Origin of the sequence: Marinobacter sp. MMG032, assembly GCF_040112695.1 — a bacterium.
Taxonomy (GTDB): domain Bacteria; phylum Pseudomonadota; class Gammaproteobacteria; order Pseudomonadales; family Oleiphilaceae; genus Marinobacter; species Marinobacter salsuginis.
In genome coordinates, this window is sequence record NZ_CP157802.1 from 545,379 (window position 1) to 565,222 (window position 19,844).

General features: G+C 57.9%; 16 protein-coding genes. 3 read left to right on the forward strand and 13 right to left on the reverse strand.

Annotated features, from left to right (window positions below; translation table 11 throughout):
- Nucleotides 1–447: 447 nt before the first annotated feature.
- The 12 genes from pyrF to purU all read right to left on the reverse strand — a co-directional run bounded on the left by pyrF (nucleotide 448) and on the right by purU (nucleotide 14,894).
- Entirely contained in the window at nucleotides 448–1,158 is a 711-nt protein-coding gene (gene pyrF, locus ABNF92_RS02530) for an orotidine-5'-phosphate decarboxylase (RefSeq protein WP_349343350.1), read from the reverse strand.
- Nucleotides 1,159–1,190: 32 nt separating this feature from the next.
- A complete protein-coding gene (gene lapB, locus ABNF92_RS02535) occupies nucleotides 1,191–2,360 on the reverse strand; it encodes a lipopolysaccharide assembly protein LapB (protein WP_136629687.1) in 1,170 nt (389 codons plus the stop codon).
- Nucleotides 2,360–2,662, reverse strand: coding sequence for a LapA family protein (locus tag ABNF92_RS02540; RefSeq protein ID WP_064230620.1), 303 nt, complete (start codon nucleotides 2,660–2,662; stop codon nucleotides 2,360–2,362). Before ABNF92_RS02540 ends, lapB begins: the two co-directional genes overlap by 1 nt.
- Before the next feature lie 59 nt (nucleotides 2,663–2,721).
- Nucleotides 2,722–3,018 carry an integration host factor subunit beta gene (locus ABNF92_RS02545; RefSeq protein ID WP_008172061.1) on the reverse strand — a complete coding sequence of 99 codons (297 nt, stop codon included), beginning with the start codon at nucleotides 3,016–3,018 and terminating at the stop codon, nucleotides 2,722–2,724.
- 134 nt (nucleotides 3,019–3,152) lie between these two features.
- The gene (gene rpsA / locus ABNF92_RS02550; protein ID WP_014576794.1) at nucleotides 3,153–4,847 is read right to left on the reverse strand and encodes a 30S ribosomal protein S1; all 1,695 of its coding nucleotides are present in this window, start codon (nucleotides 4,845–4,847) and stop codon (nucleotides 3,153–3,155) included.
- A 130-nt stretch (nucleotides 4,848–4,977) separates the two neighbouring features.
- A complete protein-coding gene (gene cmk, locus ABNF92_RS02555; protein WP_349343351.1) occupies nucleotides 4,978–5,658 on the reverse strand; it encodes a (d)CMP kinase in 681 nt (226 codons plus the stop codon).
- On the reverse strand, nucleotides 5,658–7,886 hold the full coding sequence (locus tag ABNF92_RS02560; protein WP_349343352.1) for a bifunctional prephenate dehydrogenase/3-phosphoshikimate 1-carboxyvinyltransferase: 2,229 nt from the start codon (nucleotides 7,884–7,886) through the stop codon (nucleotides 5,658–5,660). Before ABNF92_RS02560 ends, cmk begins: the two co-directional genes overlap by 1 nt.
- Before the next feature lies 1 nt (nucleotide 7,887).
- Complete coding sequence (hisC, locus tag ABNF92_RS02565; protein ID WP_349343353.1) at nucleotides 7,888–9,012, reverse strand: histidinol-phosphate transaminase; 1,125 nt, start codon at nucleotides 9,010–9,012, stop codon at nucleotides 7,888–7,890.
- Nucleotides 9,013–9,057: 45 nt separating this feature from the next.
- Nucleotides 9,058–10,155: a prephenate dehydratase gene (gene pheA / locus ABNF92_RS02570; protein ID WP_069184606.1), complete on the reverse strand. Its 1,098-nt coding sequence runs from the start codon at nucleotides 10,153–10,155 to the stop codon at nucleotides 9,058–9,060.
- Between the two features lie 2 nt (nucleotides 10,156–10,157).
- A complete protein-coding gene (gene serC / locus ABNF92_RS02575) occupies nucleotides 10,158–11,240 on the reverse strand; it encodes a 3-phosphoserine/phosphohydroxythreonine transaminase (protein ID WP_291907771.1) in 1,083 nt (360 codons plus the stop codon).
- Between the two features lie 51 nt (nucleotides 11,241–11,291).
- A complete protein-coding gene (gene gyrA / locus ABNF92_RS02580; protein WP_069184604.1) occupies nucleotides 11,292–13,913 on the reverse strand; it encodes a DNA gyrase subunit A in 2,622 nt (873 codons plus the stop codon).
- Between the two features lie 126 nt (nucleotides 13,914–14,039).
- A complete protein-coding gene (purU, locus tag ABNF92_RS02585) occupies nucleotides 14,040–14,894 on the reverse strand; it encodes a formyltetrahydrofolate deformylase (protein WP_349343354.1) in 855 nt (284 codons plus the stop codon).
- 143 nt (nucleotides 14,895–15,037) lie between these two features.
- Here purU and ggt point away from each other — a divergent pair, with 143 nt between their 5' ends.
- From ggt to ftsH, 3 genes are read left to right on the forward strand one after another with little or no spacing between them, the layout of a single operon-like run.
- Entirely contained in the window at nucleotides 15,038–16,801 is a 1,764-nt protein-coding gene (gene ggt / locus ABNF92_RS02590; protein WP_349343355.1) for a gamma-glutamyltransferase, read from the forward strand.
- Between the two features lie 40 nt (nucleotides 16,802–16,841).
- On the forward strand, nucleotides 16,842–17,090 hold the full coding sequence (locus ABNF92_RS02595; RefSeq protein WP_069184601.1) for a thiamine-binding protein: 249 nt from the start codon (nucleotides 16,842–16,844) through the stop codon (nucleotides 17,088–17,090).
- Nucleotides 17,087–19,000 carry an ATP-dependent zinc metalloprotease FtsH gene (gene ftsH / locus ABNF92_RS02600; RefSeq protein ID WP_349343356.1) on the forward strand — a complete coding sequence of 638 codons (1,914 nt, stop codon included), beginning with the start codon at nucleotides 17,087–17,089 and terminating at the stop codon, nucleotides 18,998–19,000. The genes ABNF92_RS02595 and ftsH overlap by 4 nt, the downstream gene beginning before the upstream one ends.
- Before the next feature lie 4 nt (nucleotides 19,001–19,004).
- On the opposite strand, the gene ABNF92_RS02605 is transcribed toward ftsH, so the two are convergent.
- A complete protein-coding gene (locus ABNF92_RS02605; RefSeq protein WP_349343357.1) occupies nucleotides 19,005–19,844 on the reverse strand; it encodes a universal stress protein in 840 nt (279 codons plus the stop codon).

The following is a 19,844-nucleotide window of genomic DNA, read 5'->3' on the forward strand; positions in this document are numbered from 1 at the left end:
TCGGTTTTGACTTCGATTGTTGATAGCAAGTCCTGCCCTAGCCTTCGTGTTTTGGGGGCGGGCCAGCCAGCAGGTCTTTCCAAAACACGCTACAAGCACGTCCGTGTGCGCTTGAATCGGGCCATCCCTGGCCCTCTACAGTTTTGGAAAGACCTGCTGGCCGGCCCGTTCAGACTAAACAGATATACCGAGTAAAAAGAAAATCTGCAGCTAACGACACAATACGACTCAAGGAACTCTGCCTAATAGAGTGCGGTGCAAAAGGCGGACTATAACTGCGACGACCGGAACGGTGCTGTGGGGGTGCCCTCCCAAAAATGTCTGTGGCCATGGATGGCCACAGCCAAGCGCACATGGACGTGCTCGTAGCGGTTTTTGGGAGGGCGCACCCACAGCACCAGCCCCCCAATTTCGAAGGCTGGGGCAGGATTCAAAAAATAGAACGAGTCAGAGCTCGATCACCTCTGAATGAATAGCCTCCAAGGCAGCCAGCGGGTCATTTGCCTGGGTAATGGGACGACCGATTACCAGGTAGTCGGAACCGGCTTTGAGGGCATCCGTGGGGGTCATGATGCGCTGTTGGTCGCCTTTATCGGCCGTCAGGGGACGGATACCAGGTGTGATCAATTTGAAGTCAGCGCCCTGCTCGGCTTTGAGCTTGGGTGCTTCTTGTGCGGAACAGACGACGCCGTCGAGACCGCAGTTTTTGGTGAGGGTTGCCAGGCGGGACACCTGGGCTTCCGGGGAATCGGTGATGCCGATGCCTGCCAGGTCGTCGGCGTTCATACTGGTGAGGACGGTCACAGCAATCAACAGCGGGCGACCAGTACCGAAGGCTTCAAGGCGTTCCCGACAGGCGGTCATCATTTTTTCGCCGCCGGACGCATGAACGTTCACCATCCAGACACCCAGGTCGGCCGCAGCCGCGACGGCAGCTGACGTGGTGTTGGGAATATCGTGGAATTTCAGGTCCAGGAATACGTCGAATCCTCGCTTCTGCAGACCCTCGACCAGTTGCGGGCCTGAACGGGTGAACAGCTCTTTGCCCACTTTCAGTCGACATTTGGCGGGGTCCAGTTTGTCGACCAGCTCAAGGGCCGGATTCTGGGACGGAAAATCGAGGGCGACGATGATCTTTGGATCGTTAGCGGTTTGCACGTTCACTTTTCCTGCAGAGATTCAGTAAAGGTTTATTCGGCTTCAACACCCTGGATCGGGCGGACGGTTTCCCACTGCTTGCAGCTGGGGCACAGCCAGTGCAGTTGACGACCTGAGAAACCACAACTGACACAGCGATAGACAGGTCGGTTGGCAAGTATCAGGTGACCGATGCGGCTCACCAGCCTGCCCTCATCGGTGGTCATGCCCTTTTCGTAGCCGGCCATTTCCACCAGTCTGAGCAGGCCACGCACACTCGGCCGTGTTTCCAGTTCCTGCCTGAGCAAATCGATAGCTGCAGGACGCCCCGAGGCACGTTCGACGGACTCGACAAGGGCCAGAAGGAGGCTGGTGCTCGGATAGCTTTCGTAAAGCTTGCGCAGTTTTTTCGCCAGCCGCCCGATATCACCATGCTCGTGCTCAAGCTTCATCAAGCGGTCGATGGCTTCCGGCCCGAACTCGGCGTTCTGCTCGAACACTTTGAGGCACTGGTTGCTGGCCTCTCGGTAACTGCCCTGACGAACCAGAAGCTTCATCAGAATAAGGTTGGCCCGAACACAGGAGCGATCGTAATCGAGCGCTTCCCTGGCCAGCTTCTGCGCAGCCCACCGGTCGTCCTGCTTCAGGGACTCTTCGGACAGCTCACAGGTTAAATAGGCCAGCACCTTGAACATGGCCGGGTCGGCATCGCCCCGGGTAAGCGCTCGCGCGACCTCGGCTGCTTTAGCCCACTCCTTCTCCTGCTGGTAGAGATCAATAAGCTGTTGCGAGGAATGCCGCCCATACTCCTTGTCACCCATCAATTGATGCAGCAGTGCCTCAGCACGGTCAAGCAGACCGGCATTCAGGTAATCCCGGGCGAGCTCAAGGGTGACCTGTGGCGAGAAACGCGGAGGTAGTTCGGGCCTGGCCAAAAGATTCTGGTGAATCAAGATCGCCCGGTCCGTTTCGCCCTTGTTACGGAAATGGCTTCCGATAGACAGGTGCAGACTGACGGTGTCCTTGTTTACCGCAAGGGACTGAACGAAGTTTTCAACGGCCTGGTCGGAATAGTTGGTGAACAGAAACTGGAGACGGTCCTTAACCGATTCCTCGTCGGAAATCGTTTTGCCGGATCGGTTGTCATTGCTTCCCAGCCGGCCCACTAGCCAGCCAACGGCGACTGCAACAGTGAGCAGCAGCCACTGAAGTACGATATCCATTAAAGAGTCCGGTCGTTCTGGGCCCTGGATTTCTCCAATGCCTGCTCGGCGCGATCAAGTCGTTTCTGAAGGGTTCGCCGGGACACCGAGGTTCGAACGGTGGCCAGCATGGTCATCAGCACGCCTACGAGGGCACCGACAACAAATGCCATGATAATCCAGACGGCAACGCCATGGGGTTGGGTCTCAAACAGCAGGAAGTTGAGGGAGACTGCCATTTGATTGTTGAGCGAGAATACCAGTGCCAGCAGAACCAGGACCAAAACCAACAGAATAATGAGGATCTTCTGCAATCCTGCCATAGCGATAGCACTCCCAAGGGGCCTGAGGGCCCAAATTATACGCGTTCCCTGAGCAGCTTTTAAAAGCCTTTCTTCAAGCTGTCGTTGACCTGCTCTCTCAATTCCTTACCGGGTTTGAAGTGCGGTACGTACTTGGCTGGCAGCTGGACAGCCTCACCGGTTTTCGGATTGCGCCCGGTACGCGCGGCCCGGTGGTGAAGGGAAAAACTGCCAAATCCCCGGATTTCTATTCTCTGACCATCGGCAAGCGACTGGGACATGTGCTCAATGATGGTTTTTACAGCCAGTTCGACATCTTTAACGGAGAGCTGTGTCTGCTTCGAAGCAATCAGCTCGACCAGTTCGGACTTCGTCATGAGGCGTTTCCCTCTTTCGTTTTTATTCGGCCGTCGGTTACCGGATTCCCATGACTACCTAGTTTAGCCAAACCAGAAAAAAACACAAAAAAAACGGGCTCTTAGAGCCCGTTTTTTTCATACCAACCGGACGATTAGTCCTTGTTGGCGTTTTGCTGCTGCATCTGCTCCTTGATGAGATCACCGATGGTGGTCGCACCAGAAGAAGTTTCGGCAGTCTTGGTCCGCACGTTTTCCAGAGCCTGCTTGTCGTCCTCAACGTCTTTGGACTTCACAGACAGGTTGATGATGCGGTTTTTGCGATCGATGCTGATGATCTTCGCTTCAACTTCTTCGCCTTCCTTCAGCGCATTGCGTGCATCTTCAACACGGTCACGGCTGATTTCAGAGGCTTTCAGTACCGCTTCAACTTCGTCGTTCAGGGCGATGGTAGCCGCCTTGGCATCTACAGCAGACACGGTGCCCTTAACAATGGAGCCCTTGTCGTTCAGCTGTACGAACTCGGCGAACGGATCGCTCTCGAGCTGCTTGATACCCAGGGAAATACGCTCACGCTCCGGATCAACAGACAGGATAACGGTTTCAACTTCGTCACCCTTCTTGTATTCACGAACCGCTTCTTCGCCAGTCTCGTTCCAGCTGATATCAGACAGATGAACCAGACCGTCGATGCCGCCATCCAGACCGATAAAGATACCGAAGTCAGTGATTGACTTGATCTTACCGGAGATGCGATCGCCCTTGTTGAAGTTGCTGGAGAAATCTTCCCACGGGTTGGATACACACTGCTTGATACCCAGGGAGATACGACGACGCTCTTCGTCGATGTCCAGAATCATCACGTCCACTTCGTCGCCCACCTGGACAACCTTGGACGGATGGATGTTCTTGTTGGTCCAATCCATTTCGGAAACGTGAACCAGACCTTCAACACCCTCTTCCAGCTCAGCAAAGCAGCCGTAGTCGGTCAGGTTGGTAACGCGTGCCTTGACCTTGGAACCTTCCGGGTAACGACCCTTGATATCAACCCAGGGATCTTCGCCCAGCTGCTTGAGGCCGAGGGAAACACGGTTACGCTCACGGTCGAACTTCAGGACCTTGACGCTGATCTCGTCGCCAACATTCACGATTTCGCTCGGATGCTTGATGCGCTTCCAGGCCATATCGGTAATGTGCAGCAGGCCGTCAACACCACCCAGGTCTACGAACGCGCCGTAGTCGGTCAGGTTCTTGACGATACCCTTGATTTCCATACCCTCGGTCAGGGTTTCCAGCAAAGCTTCACGCTCGGCACTGTTCTCAGCTTCCAGAACGGCGCGGCGGGAAACAACCACGTTGTTACGCTTCTGGTCGAGCTTGATAACCTTGAATTCGAGTTCTTTGTTCTCCAGGTGCGCGGTATCGCGAACCGGACGAACGTCTACCAGCGAGCCAGGCAGGAAGGCACGAATACCGGCCAGATCGACGGTGAAACCACCCTTGACCTTACCGTTGATAATACCTTTAACCACTTCCTCAGCTTCGAAGGACTTTTCGAGTACCTTCCAGGCTTCTGCACGCTTGGCCTTTTCACGGGACAGACGGGTCTCACCGAAGCCGTCTTCCACAGCGTCGAGAGCTACATCGACAACGTCGCCGATAGCAATTTCCAACTCGCCTTTTTCGTTAAGGAACTGGGAGGCGGGGATAACGCCTTCAGACTTCAGTCCGGCGTTAACGGTGACCCAGTCGTTATCGACGTCTACAACGGTTCCCTGGACGATGGAACCTGGCTGCATGTCAATTTCTTTCAGGCTTTCTTCAAAAAGATCCGCAAAGCTCTCGCTCATTATGAGTCCTATATGATCAACGCAAGTGTACTCCGTGCCACCAGCAACACGGTCTGTTAACAAGTTCCGGACTAAGCCTGTGGCTGGCAGATAGCGCTACATCCGGCATTTCAACGACAAAAAGGTGTAGTCAGGCCTGACCAGCTGCGGCCATACACCTGTCCAACACCTCTTCTATACTCAACCCCGTAGAATCAATGACTTGCGCATCATCTGCGGGCTTGAGAGGGGCTGCGGAACGGTTCATATCCCGTTCATCACGAACCCGTATCTCCTCTAAAAGGGCGTCAATATTAACATCGACACCCGCGTCCTTCAACTGGCTATAGCGCCGCTGGGCCCTCTCCTCGGCGCTTGCCGTCAGGAAGATTTTTACCGGGGCATCCGGAAACACCACCGTCCCCATGTCGCGACCATCGGCCACCAGGCCCGGCGTCTGCCGGAAGTCGCGCTGGCGCTGCAAAAGAGCGTCCCGGACCGACTGAATCACGGCCACCTTCGAGGCATTATCGCCAGCCGATTCTGTACGTATATCTGCGGTCACATCCTGCCCTGCCAGAATAACCTTGACCGGCTCGCCTGCAGGCGTGGGCTCAAACGACACATCGAGTCCAGCGGCGACCTCTACCAGGCCAGCCTCGTCATCCAGAGACACACCCTGACGTACCGCCGCCAGGGCCGTCAGCCGGTACAAGGCACCACTGTCAAGCAAGTGCCAGCCAAGCTTTCGGGCCAGCATCTGGGTGATCGTGCCTTTACCCGAACCTCCAGGACCATCAACAGTGATCACCGGCGCACTGCTTTCAACCATTATTCAGCCCCCTCGGCTGAGATATTGATCCCCGTTCCCTGCGCAAGTTCCACAAATCCCGGGAAAGAGGTAGCCACATTCGCACAATCAGTGACTGTGATCTCTCCCGCGGCGCGCAGCGATGCCACTGCGAAAGACATGGCAATACGGTGGTCTCCGTGGCTGTTCACGGTACCGCCACCGATGGTCTGCCCGCCATCAATGATGATGCCATCCGGGGTTACGGTGGTTTCCACACCCAGGGCAGCCAGGCCATCGGCCATTACCTGAATGCGGTCGCTTTCCTTGACCCGAAGCTCCTCCGCGCCCCGCAGAACCGTGCGCCCTTTGGCGCAGGTGGCGGCAATGAACAGCACCGGGAATTCGTCAATGGCCAGGGGCACCTGATCTTCCGGAATATCGATTCCCTGCAGCTCCGCTGAGCGGACCCGCAGGTCAGCAACCGGCTCGCCACCGATTTCGCGCTCGTCCAGAATCTCGATGTTGGCACCCATCTGATTCAGGATGTTGATCACACCGACCCGGGTCGGATTCATGCCAACATGCCGCAGGACCAGATCGGAGCCCGGAGCGATGCTCGCCGCTACCAGGAAAAACGCCGATGAAGAAATATCGGCAGGCACATCAATGTTGGTTGCCGTCAGTTTACCGCCACCACTGACGCTGGCCGTCGCACCGTCCCGGTGAACGTGGTAGCCAAAGCCCGCCAGCATGCGCTCGGTGTGATCGCGCGTGGGAGCAGGCTCGGTGACCGATGTACTGCCCTCGGCATAAAGACCGGCCAGCAGGAGGCATGACTTCACCTGGGCACTGGCTACTGGCATTTCGTAGTGGATTCCCTGCAACGTCTGACCGCCACGGATTTTCAGCGGCGGGCGACCACCCTCTGCAGTATCGATCACCGCACCCATGGCCCTGAGCGGATCGGCAACCCGCCCCATCGGGCGACCAGAGAGGCTCGCATCCCCGGTCAACTCGGAATCAAAGGGCTGGGCTGCCAGCAACCCCGCAAACAGTCGCATGGCGGTTCCCGAGTTACCCAGATACAGCGGGCCCCTTGGGGCCTGGAGGCCGTGCATGCCAACGCCGTGAATCCGCACGAAACCGTCGTCCGGGCCTTCGATGGTCACGCCCATGTCACGGAACGCCTGAAGCGTGGCCAGGCTGTCCTCGCCTTCCAGAAATCCTTTCACTTCGGTTACGCCATCCGCGAGGGCGCCCAGCATGATCGAACGGTGCGACATCGACTTGTCGCCCGGAACGCGGATATCACCGGTAATCGCGCCACCGGGCTGAAGACGGAACGTCACCTGCTTTTCACTGTTGTTTGTCACGTAAGCCTGTCCTGAGAGCATCTTCGAAAAATGTTCACGCGCCGCCTTGGCGCGACTGAAAACCCGCAACAACGTGGCGCTGTCCTGATTGGCAATGGCAGTGCGCAGTTGTTCGAGGTCGTGGGTAAAGTGGTCAATCACGCGAAGAACCGCATCGCGGTTCGACAGAAAGATATCGTGCCACATCACCGGATCACTGGCGGCAATCCGGGTAAAGTCCCTGAAGCCTCCAGCGGCGTACCGGAAGATATCCATATTTTCGTCTTCTCCCGCCAGGGTATCCACCAGGGAGAAAGCGATAAGGTGCGGCAGGTGGCTGGTGGCTGCCAGCACCTCGTCGTGATACGCCACCGACATGGTCAGCACCGTGGCCCCGCAGCCCTCCCATAAGGCCCTGAGCCGGGCAAGATGCGGCTGACTGACCTCTTCAGGCGGCGTAAGAATCACCTTGTGGTTGGCAAACAACTCGGGGTTCGCCGCCCGAATGCCACTTTTCTCGGAGCCAGCAATCGGATGGCCGGGAATGACCCGGGGCGTAAGACTGCCGAACACAGCCTCAACATCATTCACGAAGCTGGACTTCGTGCTACCCACGTCGGTCAGTATGGCTTCCGGTTCCAATGCGGGACGAATCTGCTCAAGAACCGCCCGGGTTGCCCTGACTGGTACAGCCAGCACAACCAGATCGGCACCCCGCACGGCATCAGACACCGCCGTGGCCGCCTGATCGATCACGCCCAGCTCTTTGCCAAGCTGCAGTTCCTCATGACGCTGGTCCGCGCCAACGACCGTGTCGGCCAGCCCGTTGCGACGGATAGCACTGGCCAGGGAGCCACCAATCAGCCCCAGACCAATCACCGCGACCCGCTTGAACAAAGGCTCGGAAGACACCATATCAGTCGCTTAGCCCCGATGCGGTCAGGGCCTGGGCCAGCGCCTCGATAAAGCGCTCGTTCTCTTCCGGAAGGCCGACAGACACCCGCAGATGCCGGGGCATGCCATAGCCAGCGATGGGCCTGACAATCACACCATGAGCCAGCAGCGACTGGTACACGCCCATGGCTTGCTCTCCCACTTCCACGGCCACGAAATTCCCGGCCGACGGTATGTAGCTGAGTCCCATCCGGTCGAATGCGTCCTGCAACTGACGCAGACCGGCTGTATTCACATCGCGGGAACGCTGGAGATATTCCTCGTCTTCAAGCACAGCCGTGGCTGCGGACAGGGCAATGGTATCCACGTTAAACGGCTGGCGCACCCGATTGAGAATGTCGGCAATGGCCGGTGAAGAGATGCTGTACCCCACCCTGAGTGCGGCCAACCCCCAGGCCTTGGAAAACGTGCGGCAAACGATGAGATTCGGGAAGCGGTCCAACAGTTCGACGCCATCCGGGTATTGATCACCCGTCAGGTATTCGCAGTAGGCCTCATCCAGAACCACAAGCACGTTCTCGGGAATCTTTTTCAGGAACGACTCGATGGCTTCCGCTGTGTGAACCGTACCCGTGGGGTTATTTGGGTTAGCGACAAACACGAGGCGAGTACGATCGGTGACCGCCTCGGCCATCGCATCCAGGTCGTGCCCCCATTCCCGGGCAGGCACAGAAACGCCCTTGGCGCCGATAGCCTGGGTCACCAGAGGATAAACGGCGAATGCGTACTGGGAGAAAACAACTTCGGAATCAGCATCCGCGAAACAGCGGGTGATCACTTCGAGAACGTCGTTCGAGCCGTTGCCAAGGGTAATCTGATCCATTCCAACGTTGAGACGCTTCGACAACGCCTGTTTCAGGTTGAATCCGTTACCGTCGGGGTACAGACAAAGTTCCGACAACGCCTGCCGCGCCGCCTCAAGGGCTTTCTCGCTGGGCCCGAGCGGGTTCTCATTGCTGGCAAGCTTGATGATTTCCGCCGGGTTGAGACCCAGTTCCCTTGCCAGCTCTTCGATCGGCTTGCCAGGCTGGTAGGGTGAGAGCGCCTGCACGCCGCGAACCGCCAGACTCTGGTAATCAATCGCCATACATTGTCCTCGACATTCTTTGCTCAAAAAGGCTGTTGCAACTACTCAAAGCACGCCAATCGGGTAGGAGCCCAGACGCTTGAGCTCAACCGCCTCTTCATCCACTTCAGCCAGCACCTTCCGGACCTGCTCGTCTTCCATGTGTCCCTCGAAATCGATATAGAACACATAGGCCCAGGTACCGCTCGGCGACGGCCGCGTTTCGATCCTGGTGAGGCTGAGGCCGTGGCGATGGAACGGTTCAAGGAGTTGATACAGCGCCCCCGGCTTGTTGCGCATGGACACCAGAATGGACGACTTGTCGTGACCGCTGGCCGGCACCTCCTCACGCCCAATAATCAGGAATCGGGTGGTATTGTCCGGTCGATCCTCGATGCTGTTTGCCAGCTTTTGCAGACCATAGAGCTCGGCCGCCATATCTCCGGCAATGGCTGCTGTTCCCGGCTCCTCGGCGGCACGCCGGGCGGCTTCCGCATTACTGGAAACGGTAACCCGCTCAATACCGTAGCGATGGGTATCCAGCCACTGCCGGCACTGGGCAAAGGACTGTTGATGGGAATAAATCCGGGTGATTTCCTGGTCGCCGTGCTTCGGAGACACCAGTAGATGATGGTGGATCCGCAGTTGAACCTCACCGCAGATCTTGAGCGGCGAGGACATGAACATATCCAGGGTATGGTTGATCATTCCCTCGGTGGAGTTTTCGACCGGTACCACACCGTAATGCGCAGCTCCCGATTCAACCTCCCGGAACACCGCGTCGATAGCCGGCAGTGGCACGCTGACCACCGAGTGACCGAAATGCTTGAGCGCTGCCGCCTGGGTAAAGGTGCCAATGGGCCCCAGGAAGGCAATGTGCATGGGCTTTTCAAGCGCCAGACAGGCGGACATGATTTCCCGGAACAGACGCGCCATTTCCTCACCGGAAAGCGGCCCCGGATTCTGCTCCTTGATGCGCCGAAGTACCTGGGCTTCCCGCTCCGGTCGGTAGAAAAAGACGTCCTGTCCCGGATTGGCGGTCATCTTCACATGGGCTACTTCCTGGGCACAGGCGGCCCTGGCACTGATAAGCTCCATGATCTTCTGATCAATCTGATCGATCTCGTCCCGCAGCTCTCCGAGCCGAACCTGCTCGTCACTCATGATCAGCCACGCTCCTTCGCAAATTCGGTCATGTAGTTAATCAGCGCATCGACACCGGCTTCGGGCATCGCGTTATAGATGCTCGCACGCATACCGCCAACCGAGCGATGTCCGGCCAGGTTCAACAGGCCACGGGCATTCGCTCCCTTGAGGAACTCACCATTCAGGGCGTCATCAGCCAGGGTGAATGGAACGTTCATCCAGGACCGGAAGCGCGGGTCAATCGGGTTGGCGTAAAACTCATTGGTATCGATAAAGTCATAGAGCTTTCGGGCTTTGCGCAGGTTGATCTCACCCATCGCCTTCACACCGCCCTGCTCTTTCAGCCACTTGAACACCAGGCCGGCCAGGTACCATGAGTAAGTGGCCGGGGTGTTGTACATGGAACCGTTATCCGCGATCACCTGGTAGTTCATCATGGTCGGTGTCTCCTTGCGGGCCCTGCCCAGGAGATCCTTGCGAATAATTACCACCACCAGACCCGAGGGACCGATATTCTTCTGGGCGCCGGCATAGATCAGACCGAATTTCGACACATCCACCGGCCGCGAAAGCATCGTGGAAGACATGTCCGCCACCAACGGAACCGCCGGGCTGTCCGGAACAAAATCGAATTCCAGACCGCCAATGGTTTCATTCGGCGTGTAGTGCAGGTACGCCGCGTCAGCACTGCTCTGCCAGGATGTCTGGTCCGGAATCGTGGTAAAGCCACTGTCTTCCGAACTCGCCACTACGTTCACTTTGCCATAGCGACTGGCCTCGGCAATGGCCTTTTTGGACCAGATGCCGGTGTTCACGTAGTCAGCGGAGCCTTTTTCGCCCAGCAGATTCAGGGGAATGGTGGAAAACTGGCTGGACGCTCCGCCCTGCATGAACAGAACGGCGTAGTCGTCGGACACGCCGGCCAGTTCACGCAGATCTTGTTCAGCAGTCTCGGCAATCTGGACAAACTCGTCGCTGCGATGGCTCATTTCCATCACCGACATGCCGGTACCACGCCAGTCGAGCATTTCATCCCGCGCCTGACGAAGCACGCTTTCCGGCAAGGTGGCCGGACCTGCACAAAAGTTATACGCCCTGCTCATGTTGCTGCTTTCTCTCAAGTCTTACTGAATCTGTCTGTGGCAAGTGCCGGCTTATTCTTCGCCGGCACTCTCGCCTTCGTCACCTTCTTGCGGGCTCTCGTCGGCAACAATCGGATTGCCTTCGCTGTCGAGCTCTTCGTCGTCGGTTTCCGCGATCCGCTCAACGCCCACCAGGCGCTCGTCTTCCTGGCTCAGCTTGATCAGGCGTACGCCCTGAGTATTCCGGCTCAGAACCGACACTTCATCTGTCCGGGTACGAACCAGAGTGCCCTTGTCAGAGATGAGCATCATCTCGTCGCCTTCAAACAGCTGCAGGGCCGTTACCAGGTTACCGTTACGCTCGGAGCACTGCATCGCAATAACGCCCTGGCTGCCCCGGCTGTAGGTCGGGAACTCGTCAATGGCGGTCCGCTTGCCGTAGCCGTTTTCCGAGGCGGTCAGGATAACCCCACCTTCCTGCGGAATAATCAGCGACACCACATGGTGACCTTCCGGCATCTTGATACCGCGAACACCACGGGCGGTCCGGCTCATCGGGCGAACGGCTTCCTCGTTAAAGCGCACCGCCTTGCCGGCAGTCGAGAACAGCATGACCTCGGCATCACCTTTGGTAATGGCCGCGCCGATCAGGGTATCGCCTTCGTCCAGGGACAGGGCAATCAGACCGGTACTGCGCGGACGCGAGAAGTTCGGCAGCGGCGTCTTCTTGACCACACCGGCAGAGGTGGCCATCAGGACGAACTGGTCTTCCGGATAATCACGAACCGGCAGGAATGTGGTGATACGCTCACCTTCCTCCAGCGGCAGGATATTCACCATGGGCCGACCGCGAGATGCCCGGCTGGCGCGTGGAATCTCGAACACCCGCAGCCAGTAAACCTTGCCACGGTTGGAGAAACACAGAATCGTATCGTGGGAGTTGGCCACCAGCAGCTTCTCGACGAAATCTTCGTCCTTCATGGAGGTGGCTGCCTTGCCGCGACCGCCACGGCGCTGGGCCTGATAGTCTTCAACGGCCTGGGTCTTGGCGTAACCGCTGTGGGAAATGGTCACCACAAGATCTTCTTCATCAATCAGGTCGGCGATGGTCAGGTCGCGACGGGAGCTGGTGATTTCGGTACGACGCTCGTCACCAAATTCGCTGACGATCGCTTCCAGCTCTTCCCGGATGACCTGGAGCAGGCGCTCGGGGTCGCCCAGAATATCGAGCAGATCCGCGATCTTCTCAAGAATTTCCTTGTACTCGTTCTGCAGCTTCTCGGTCTCGAGGCCGGTCAGACGGTGCAGACGCAGATCCAGAATCGCCTGGGCCTGTTCCGGAGACAGATGGTACAGACCTTCACGCAGACCGTAGATTTCCGGCAGGTCATCCGGACGGCAGGCGTCCTGGCCGGCACGCTCCAACATGGCCATCACATCGCCCGGGGACCAGCCCTTGGCAACCAGCTTTTCCTTGGCTTCGGCGGCAGACGGCGAGGCCTTGATCAGCTCGATAATCTCGTCGATGTTGGCCAGGGCAACGGTCAGGCCTTCCAGAATATGGCCGCGCTCACGGGCCTTGCGCAGTTCGTAAATGGTCCGGCGGGTCACCACTTCACGACGGTGACGAACGAACGCATCCAGCAACTGCTTCAGGTTCAGGGTCTTCGGCTCACCGTTGATCAGGCCAACCATGTTGATGCCGAACACGGTCTCAAGCTGGGTCTGGGCAAACAGGTTGTTGACCACAACATCCGGGTTCTCACCCCGACGCAGCTCGATCACCACCCGGATACCTTCCTTGTTCGACTCATCCCGCAGCTCGGAGATACCTTCAAGACGCTTCTCTTTCACCAGCTCGGCGATCTTCTCGATCAGGCGGGCCTTGTTCAGCTGATACGGCAGCTCGGTGATGATGATGGCATCGCGGTTGGTCTTGTTGTCGTGCTCGATCTCGTGACGGGCGCGGATGTAAATACGGCCACGGCCCGTACGGTAGGCCTCAACAATGCCGGCACGACCATTGATAATGCCCTGGGTCGGGAAATCCGGGCCCGGGATGTATTCCATCAGTTCATCGATGGTCAGATCCGGGTTATCAATCAGCGCCAGACAGCCATTCACGACTTCCGTGAGATTGTGCGGCGGAATATTGGTGGCCATACCAACGGCGATACCGGAGGAACCGTTCACCAGCAGGTTGGGAACCCGGGTAGGCAGAACCTCGGGAATCCGCTCGGTGCCGTCGTAGTTATCAACGAAATCGACGGTTTCCTTATCCAGATCCGCAAGCAAGGAGTGGGCAATCTTCTCCATGCGGATCTCGGTGTAACGCATGGCGGCCGCGTTATCGCCGTCGATGGAACCGAAATTACCCTGGCCATCCACCAACGGATACCGCAGGGAGAATGGCTGGGCCATACGAACGATGGTGTCGTATACCGCAGAGTCACCGTGGGGGTGGTATTTACCGATAACATCACCCACCACACGGGCGGACTTCTTGTAGGCTTTGTTCCAGTCGTTGTTCAGTTCGGACATGGCGAACAGGACACGACGGTGAACCGGCTTGAGGCCATCCCTCACATCCGGAAGCGCCCGCCCGACGATCACGCTCATGGCGTAATCGAGGTAGGACTGTTTCAACTCGTCTTCAATATTGACCGGCAGGATCTCTTTGGCTAACTCACCCATCGAGAAAGGTTCCTTTGCGTTATCTGGAAGTCGTGTCAGGGCCGTTTCCGGGCCCCATAGTTATTCTTCAACAAGCCGCCAAGTCTACCACAGTCGCACCCTCTCCGGGGCAACTGTGAGGCAGCCTTAATCAAACACCACTGTCTTGTTTTCGTAGGTGATCACCCGATCCTCGATGTGAGAACGCAGGCCCCTGGCCAGCACGTTCTTCTCGACATCCTTACCGAGGCGGACCATATCCTCGATGGAGTCACTGTGGGTGATCCGGATAACGTCCTGCTCGATGATCGGGCCCTCGTCAAGGTCCTCGGTCACGTAGTGGCAGGTGGCACCAATCAGCTTAACACCGCGGCTGTAGGCCTGATGATAAGGGCGAGCACCGGCGAAGGACGGCAGGAAGCTGTGATGGATGTTGATCACCTTGCCGGAGTATTTCTCACAGAGCTCGCCGGGAAGGATCTGCATGTATCGGGCAAGCACCACCACATCGGCTTCGTATTTCTGGAACAGCTCATCAATATGGGCGAAGGCATCTGCCTTGTTTTCCTTGCTGACCGGTACGTGGTGATACGGAATCTCGTGCCACTCCACCATCCGGCGCAGGTCGTCATGGTTGGAGATGACCGCCACTATCTCGGCGTTGATCTCCTTGCTGTGCCAGCGGTGCAAAAGATCCGCCACACAGTGGGATTCCTTGCTGCACATCAGGATCACTTTCTTCGGCTGGGCCGAATCGGCGATGTGCCAGTTCATGTTGAATTCGCGGGCAATCGGCTCGAACGCCGCCCGGAACTGGTCAAGACCAAACGGTATCGAGGTGGCCTTGATCTCGTGCCGCATGAAAAACCAGCCGGTTTGCGTGTCGGAATGGTGACTCGCCTCGGTAATCCAGCCATTGTATGTCGACAGAAAATTACTCACCTTGGCGACAATTCCCACCCGGTCGGGGCAGGAAATCACAAGACGATAGGTATGCTCCATGAAAGCCTTTCCTTAACTGAAATCCGGGAAAGCAGGTACGTCGGGGAATCACCGCCGACATTAACGGCAGGTTAACGGTACGCACCTATGAAAATGACCGGCTATCATAGCCTATCTGAACGCCAGAAACGAGGAATGGAGATATGGACAGAGGCCTGTACCAACGCACAATCAAAAACGTCCCCACGGGGCGCTCAGGCCGCCTTTCGATTGCGGCCGCCCTGGCCTTTTTCATTACCACCGCGCCGGCCTTCGGACAGGCCATTCTCGAAGGTGAACGGTTTCACCCGGTTACCGCAACCCAGGGCATGGTTGCCACCAGTCACACACTGGCCACCGAGGTGGCTCTGGAAGTGCTGAAAAACGGCGGGAATGCAATCGATGCAGCCGTTACCGCCGGTTTCGCACTGGCTGTCACCCAGCCTCGTTCCGGCAACATTGGCGGTGGCGGTTTCATGCTGATTTCCAGGGGCGACGGCTCAGATCCGGAAGCCATTGATTATCGGGAAAAAGCGCCAGCTGCCGCCACAGAAACCATGTTCCAGGACGAATCCGGCGAGGTGGTCAAGAACCGCAGTCGTTTTACCCACCTGGCCGCAGGGGTTCCAGGAACGGTTGCCGGCCTGGCACTGGCGCTGGAGCGCCACGGCACCATTACCATCAAGCAGGCACTGGCGCCGGCGATCAAGCTTGCCCAAGAGGGTTTCGTGGTGCCCCAGCGTTTTACTGAAGGTCTGGAGCAGGCCCGGGAGAGACTCGAGCGATGGCCCGCCACCCGTGACACCTTTTATAAGGAAGACGGCAGCGCCTGGCAGCCCGGCGAACGTTTTCGACAGCCAGAACTGGCGGCAACACTCCAGCGCATTGCCGACAATGGCGTGAAAGGCTTTTACGAAGGCGAAACGGCCGATCTGATTGCCGGCGAAATGGAACGAAATGGCGGCCTCATCACGCACCAGGACCTCAAAGACTACCGCCCGGTAGTCCGAGAGCCGGTTTACGGCAACTATCGCGGGTACGATATTTTCTCCATGTCGCCGCCCTCCTCCGGTGGCACCCACATTGTCCAGATCCTGAATATCCTGGAAGGCTTCCCGATGGCCGAGTTTGGCCACAACTCCGCTGATGCGATTCATCACATGGCCGAAGCCATGAAACTGGCCTACGCCGACCGTTCAAAATACCTGGGCGACACCGATTATGTGGAGGTGCCACTGGCGGGGTTAACCAGCAAAGGCTACGCAGACGAACTCCGCAAAGGCATTAATCCGGACAGGGCACGACCAGCCAGCGACATCAATCCCGGCCAGCCGGCTGTCTGGGAAAGTCCTGAAACCACCCATTTTTCCGTGGTGGATAAATGGGGCAACGCGGTATCAAACACCTACACCATCAATTTCAGTTACGGATCCGGCATTACGGTGGAAGGCGCCGGATTCCTGCTTAACAACGAAATGGACGACTTCAGTGCTAAGCCCGGTGTTCCCAACGCTTATGGCCTGATCGGCGGCGAAGCCAACAAGGTGGAGCCCGGCAAGCGCATGCTGAGCTCCATGTCGCCCACCATCGTAAAAAAGGATGGCAAGAACGTTCTGGTTACCGGCAGCCCCGGGGGCTCCCGGATCATTACCACCACCTTGCAGGTGATCCTCAATGTGATTGATCATGGCATGAACGTTCAGACCGCCGTGAGCGCACCTCGCATGCATCACCAGTGGCTGCCGGATGAAATCCGGATCGAACAGGGCATCAGCCCGGACACCATTCGACTGCTGGAGGAACGCGGGCATAAGGTGGTAGGCGGATCAGCCATGGGCGCCATCCAGAGCATCCTGATTGACGAAGACGGTGTTCTCAACGGTGGCGCGGACCCGAGGAGGAGCACTTCGTCGGCCATGGGCTATTAACGGGCAATTGACCAGGGTCACTGACCTGAAAGGAGGCTTTATGTATCTTTCTGTACAGCTGAGCTGCTATCCCCTGAAAGAGGAGTACAAGCAGCCAATCAAAGACCTGATCGCGCGCCTGGAGCAGACCGGACTGGAAGTCTACCCGGGGCGAATGAGCACCGAGATTTTCGGCGACTATGATGAGGTAATGGGCGTGCTCTCGGATACCATGAAATGGTCATTCGAGACTTACGGAAAATCCGTCTTCGTGGCTAAGATCATGGAGGGCGACCGGAGACCGAGATGACAGCACCGGGTGGGCCAGACAACCAGCAACAGAAGCCGGACCAGAACCAACAGCCGGCAATCCCGAACCAGTTTGCGTTCCTGTGGCTCAGTGCCGCCATCTTCCTGATGGTGCTCTGGCTTCAGGACGGCGGACAACCCCGGCTTCAGGACCTGGCCTATTCTGAATTCAAGACCGCTGTGATGAACAATCAGGTGGCGGAAGTCACTCTGAAAGAGGAATCCATCACCGGTCTGTTTACCGACAGCGGTGCTGCAGACTTCAGCTCTGACAGCCCCGCACGGACCAGCACCCCGGGGTTCCAGACCATCCGCCCGCCCATGGAAGACCCCGCCCTGCTCAACCTGCTGGAAGAGCACGAAGTTGTAATCCGGGCCACCCCCTCCGGCCTACCCTGGTGGCAGGAAATGATCCGCGGCTTCCTGCCCTGGATCCTTCTGCTGGCCCTGATGTTCTGGTTCTGGGGCGCCGCCCAGAAGCGGATGACCCAGGGTGGTGGGCCGTTTGATTTCAGCCGGTCCAAGGCAAGACGGGCCCGCAAGGAAACTTCGACGGCAACACTCGATGACGTGGCCGGCATTGAATCCGCCAAGCGGGAAATTGCCGAGATCATCGATTTCCTGAAATCTCCCGAAAAATACCGGGCACTGGGTGCTGTCATGCCCAAGGGCGTGCTTCTGGTCGGCCCGCCGGGCACCGGCAAGACACTGCTGGCCCGGGCCATCGCCGGCGAAGCCGAAGTGCCCTTCTACAGCATCAGTGCCTCGGAATTCATCGAGATGTTCGTCGGTGTTGGCGCCGCACGCGTTCGGGACATGTTCAAGGAAGCCCGGAAAGACGCGCCGGCGCTGATTTTCATCGACGAACTGGATGCCATTGGCCGATCACGTGGTGCGGGCCTGGGTGGTGGCCATGATGAAAGAGAGCAAACACTGAATCAGATCCTCACGGAAATGGACGGTTTCGAGGCTCACGAAAATGTTCTGGTACTTGCTGCCACCAACCGGCCGGACGTTCTGGACAGCGCCCTGCTCCGCCCGGGCCGTTTTGACCGTAAGATCACCCTCGACCGCCCCCACAAGGAGGCCCGCGCGGCCATCCTGGCCGTTCACGTGCGAAAGGTACCCTTGGCGAATGATGTCGACCTGGATCAACTGGCCGCGCGCACTATCGGTTTCTCCGGGGCGGACCTGAAAAACCTGGTGAATGAAGCCGCGCTGACGGCAGCCCGGGAAAACCTGCACGAGGTGAACGCCCATTGCTTTGAGCTGGCAAGGGACAGAATCATTCTCGGCGAAGAACGGGACACCAAGCTCACGCCCAAGGAGCGGGAGTCGGTTGCCTACCACGAATGCGGCCACGCCATCATGGCCTATTACATGCCCAACGCCGACCCACTCACCAAATTAACGATCATCCCTCACGGCATGGCCATGGGGGTGACCGAACAAACGCCTCGGGAAGACCACTACACCTACAACGAGAGTTACCTCAAGGATCGCATCAAGGTGATGCTTGGTGGCCGCTGTTCGGAAAAGCTGATTTATGGTGAAGTCAGCACCGGGGCCCAGAACGACCTGAAGGAAGCCACCGCTCTGGTACGCAAAATGGTCGGCCAGTGGGGTATGAGTGAAAAAATCGGCCCCCTTGGCTTAAGCATTGGCGAAGAGCATGTGTTCCTTGGCCGGGAGATGGGCATGCCCAGGGAATTCAGTGAAAAGATGGCCGAGATGATTGATGAGGAAATCCAGTCCCAACTGCTGGCGCTGGAGAGGGCTACCCTGGACTTCCTGACCGAGCACCGAAACCAGCTGGAAGCCCTCGCCACGGCCGTATTGAAGCACGAAACCCTCTCTGCCGAAGACGTCGAGGAAATCCTGCGCAAGGAAGACGCTCGCAAGATTGCTTGAGGATTCAGGGAGTCACAGTCACCGGAAGGTTCAGTGCCACCAGCAACCGCTCCGCGCCGGGTTCCTGAAGCAATGAACAATCACGGCTAAGCACCAGCTGAACGGCTTTCTCTTCGCGCAAAATACCGGCTACGGTAACTGGGTCCGTTGATGGCAGCGACCGTACACGAAGGTCCCGCTCTGGAATACCCAGCTCCAGAACTATGCGTTGCCGCTCCTCGGGCGGAATATCCGGTGCCGCCCCCAGCAACATCGTTACCGGCCGATGGGAATACCGAATAGCCTCAGCTGCTGCCTGAACCGCGCGGCTGTTGGCCTCCCTGTGATCATTCAGAAAAACCACTACCCGGCCCTGCGGCAAAACACGATGTTCGCACCAGAGCAGAACCCTGCCCGGCGAACGACGAACCAGCCCCTTGGCCGTTGAGCCCAGGCGCGCCCCCGGCGCCGAGGACCAACCAACTCGGCCAAGCACCAGAAGATCCCGGGGCCCAGCCAGAGCCAGCACTTCATCAATTACATGGCCACGGGCAATGCTGAGCGTGTGCTTGCCGCCGTATGGCGCTACAGCGCCAGCCAAAGCGTGCCGAGCCTGGCTGGCCAGCCTTTGCATTCGCTGCTCAACGCCGGCCGGATCAAAGGGGCGGCTGACGCCGGACGAAGCCCCCACCTCTCGAGCAAACCCATACCCTGCACTTCGCAACAGGTTCAGTTCCTCAACAAACACGCCAAGCACTTCAGCACCGGTGGACCCTGCAATCTCTGCAGCAGCCTTCAACGCGGCATAGCTCATTCTCGAGCCATCCAGCAGTACAAGCACACGGCCGGCTTCATCACTGCTCAC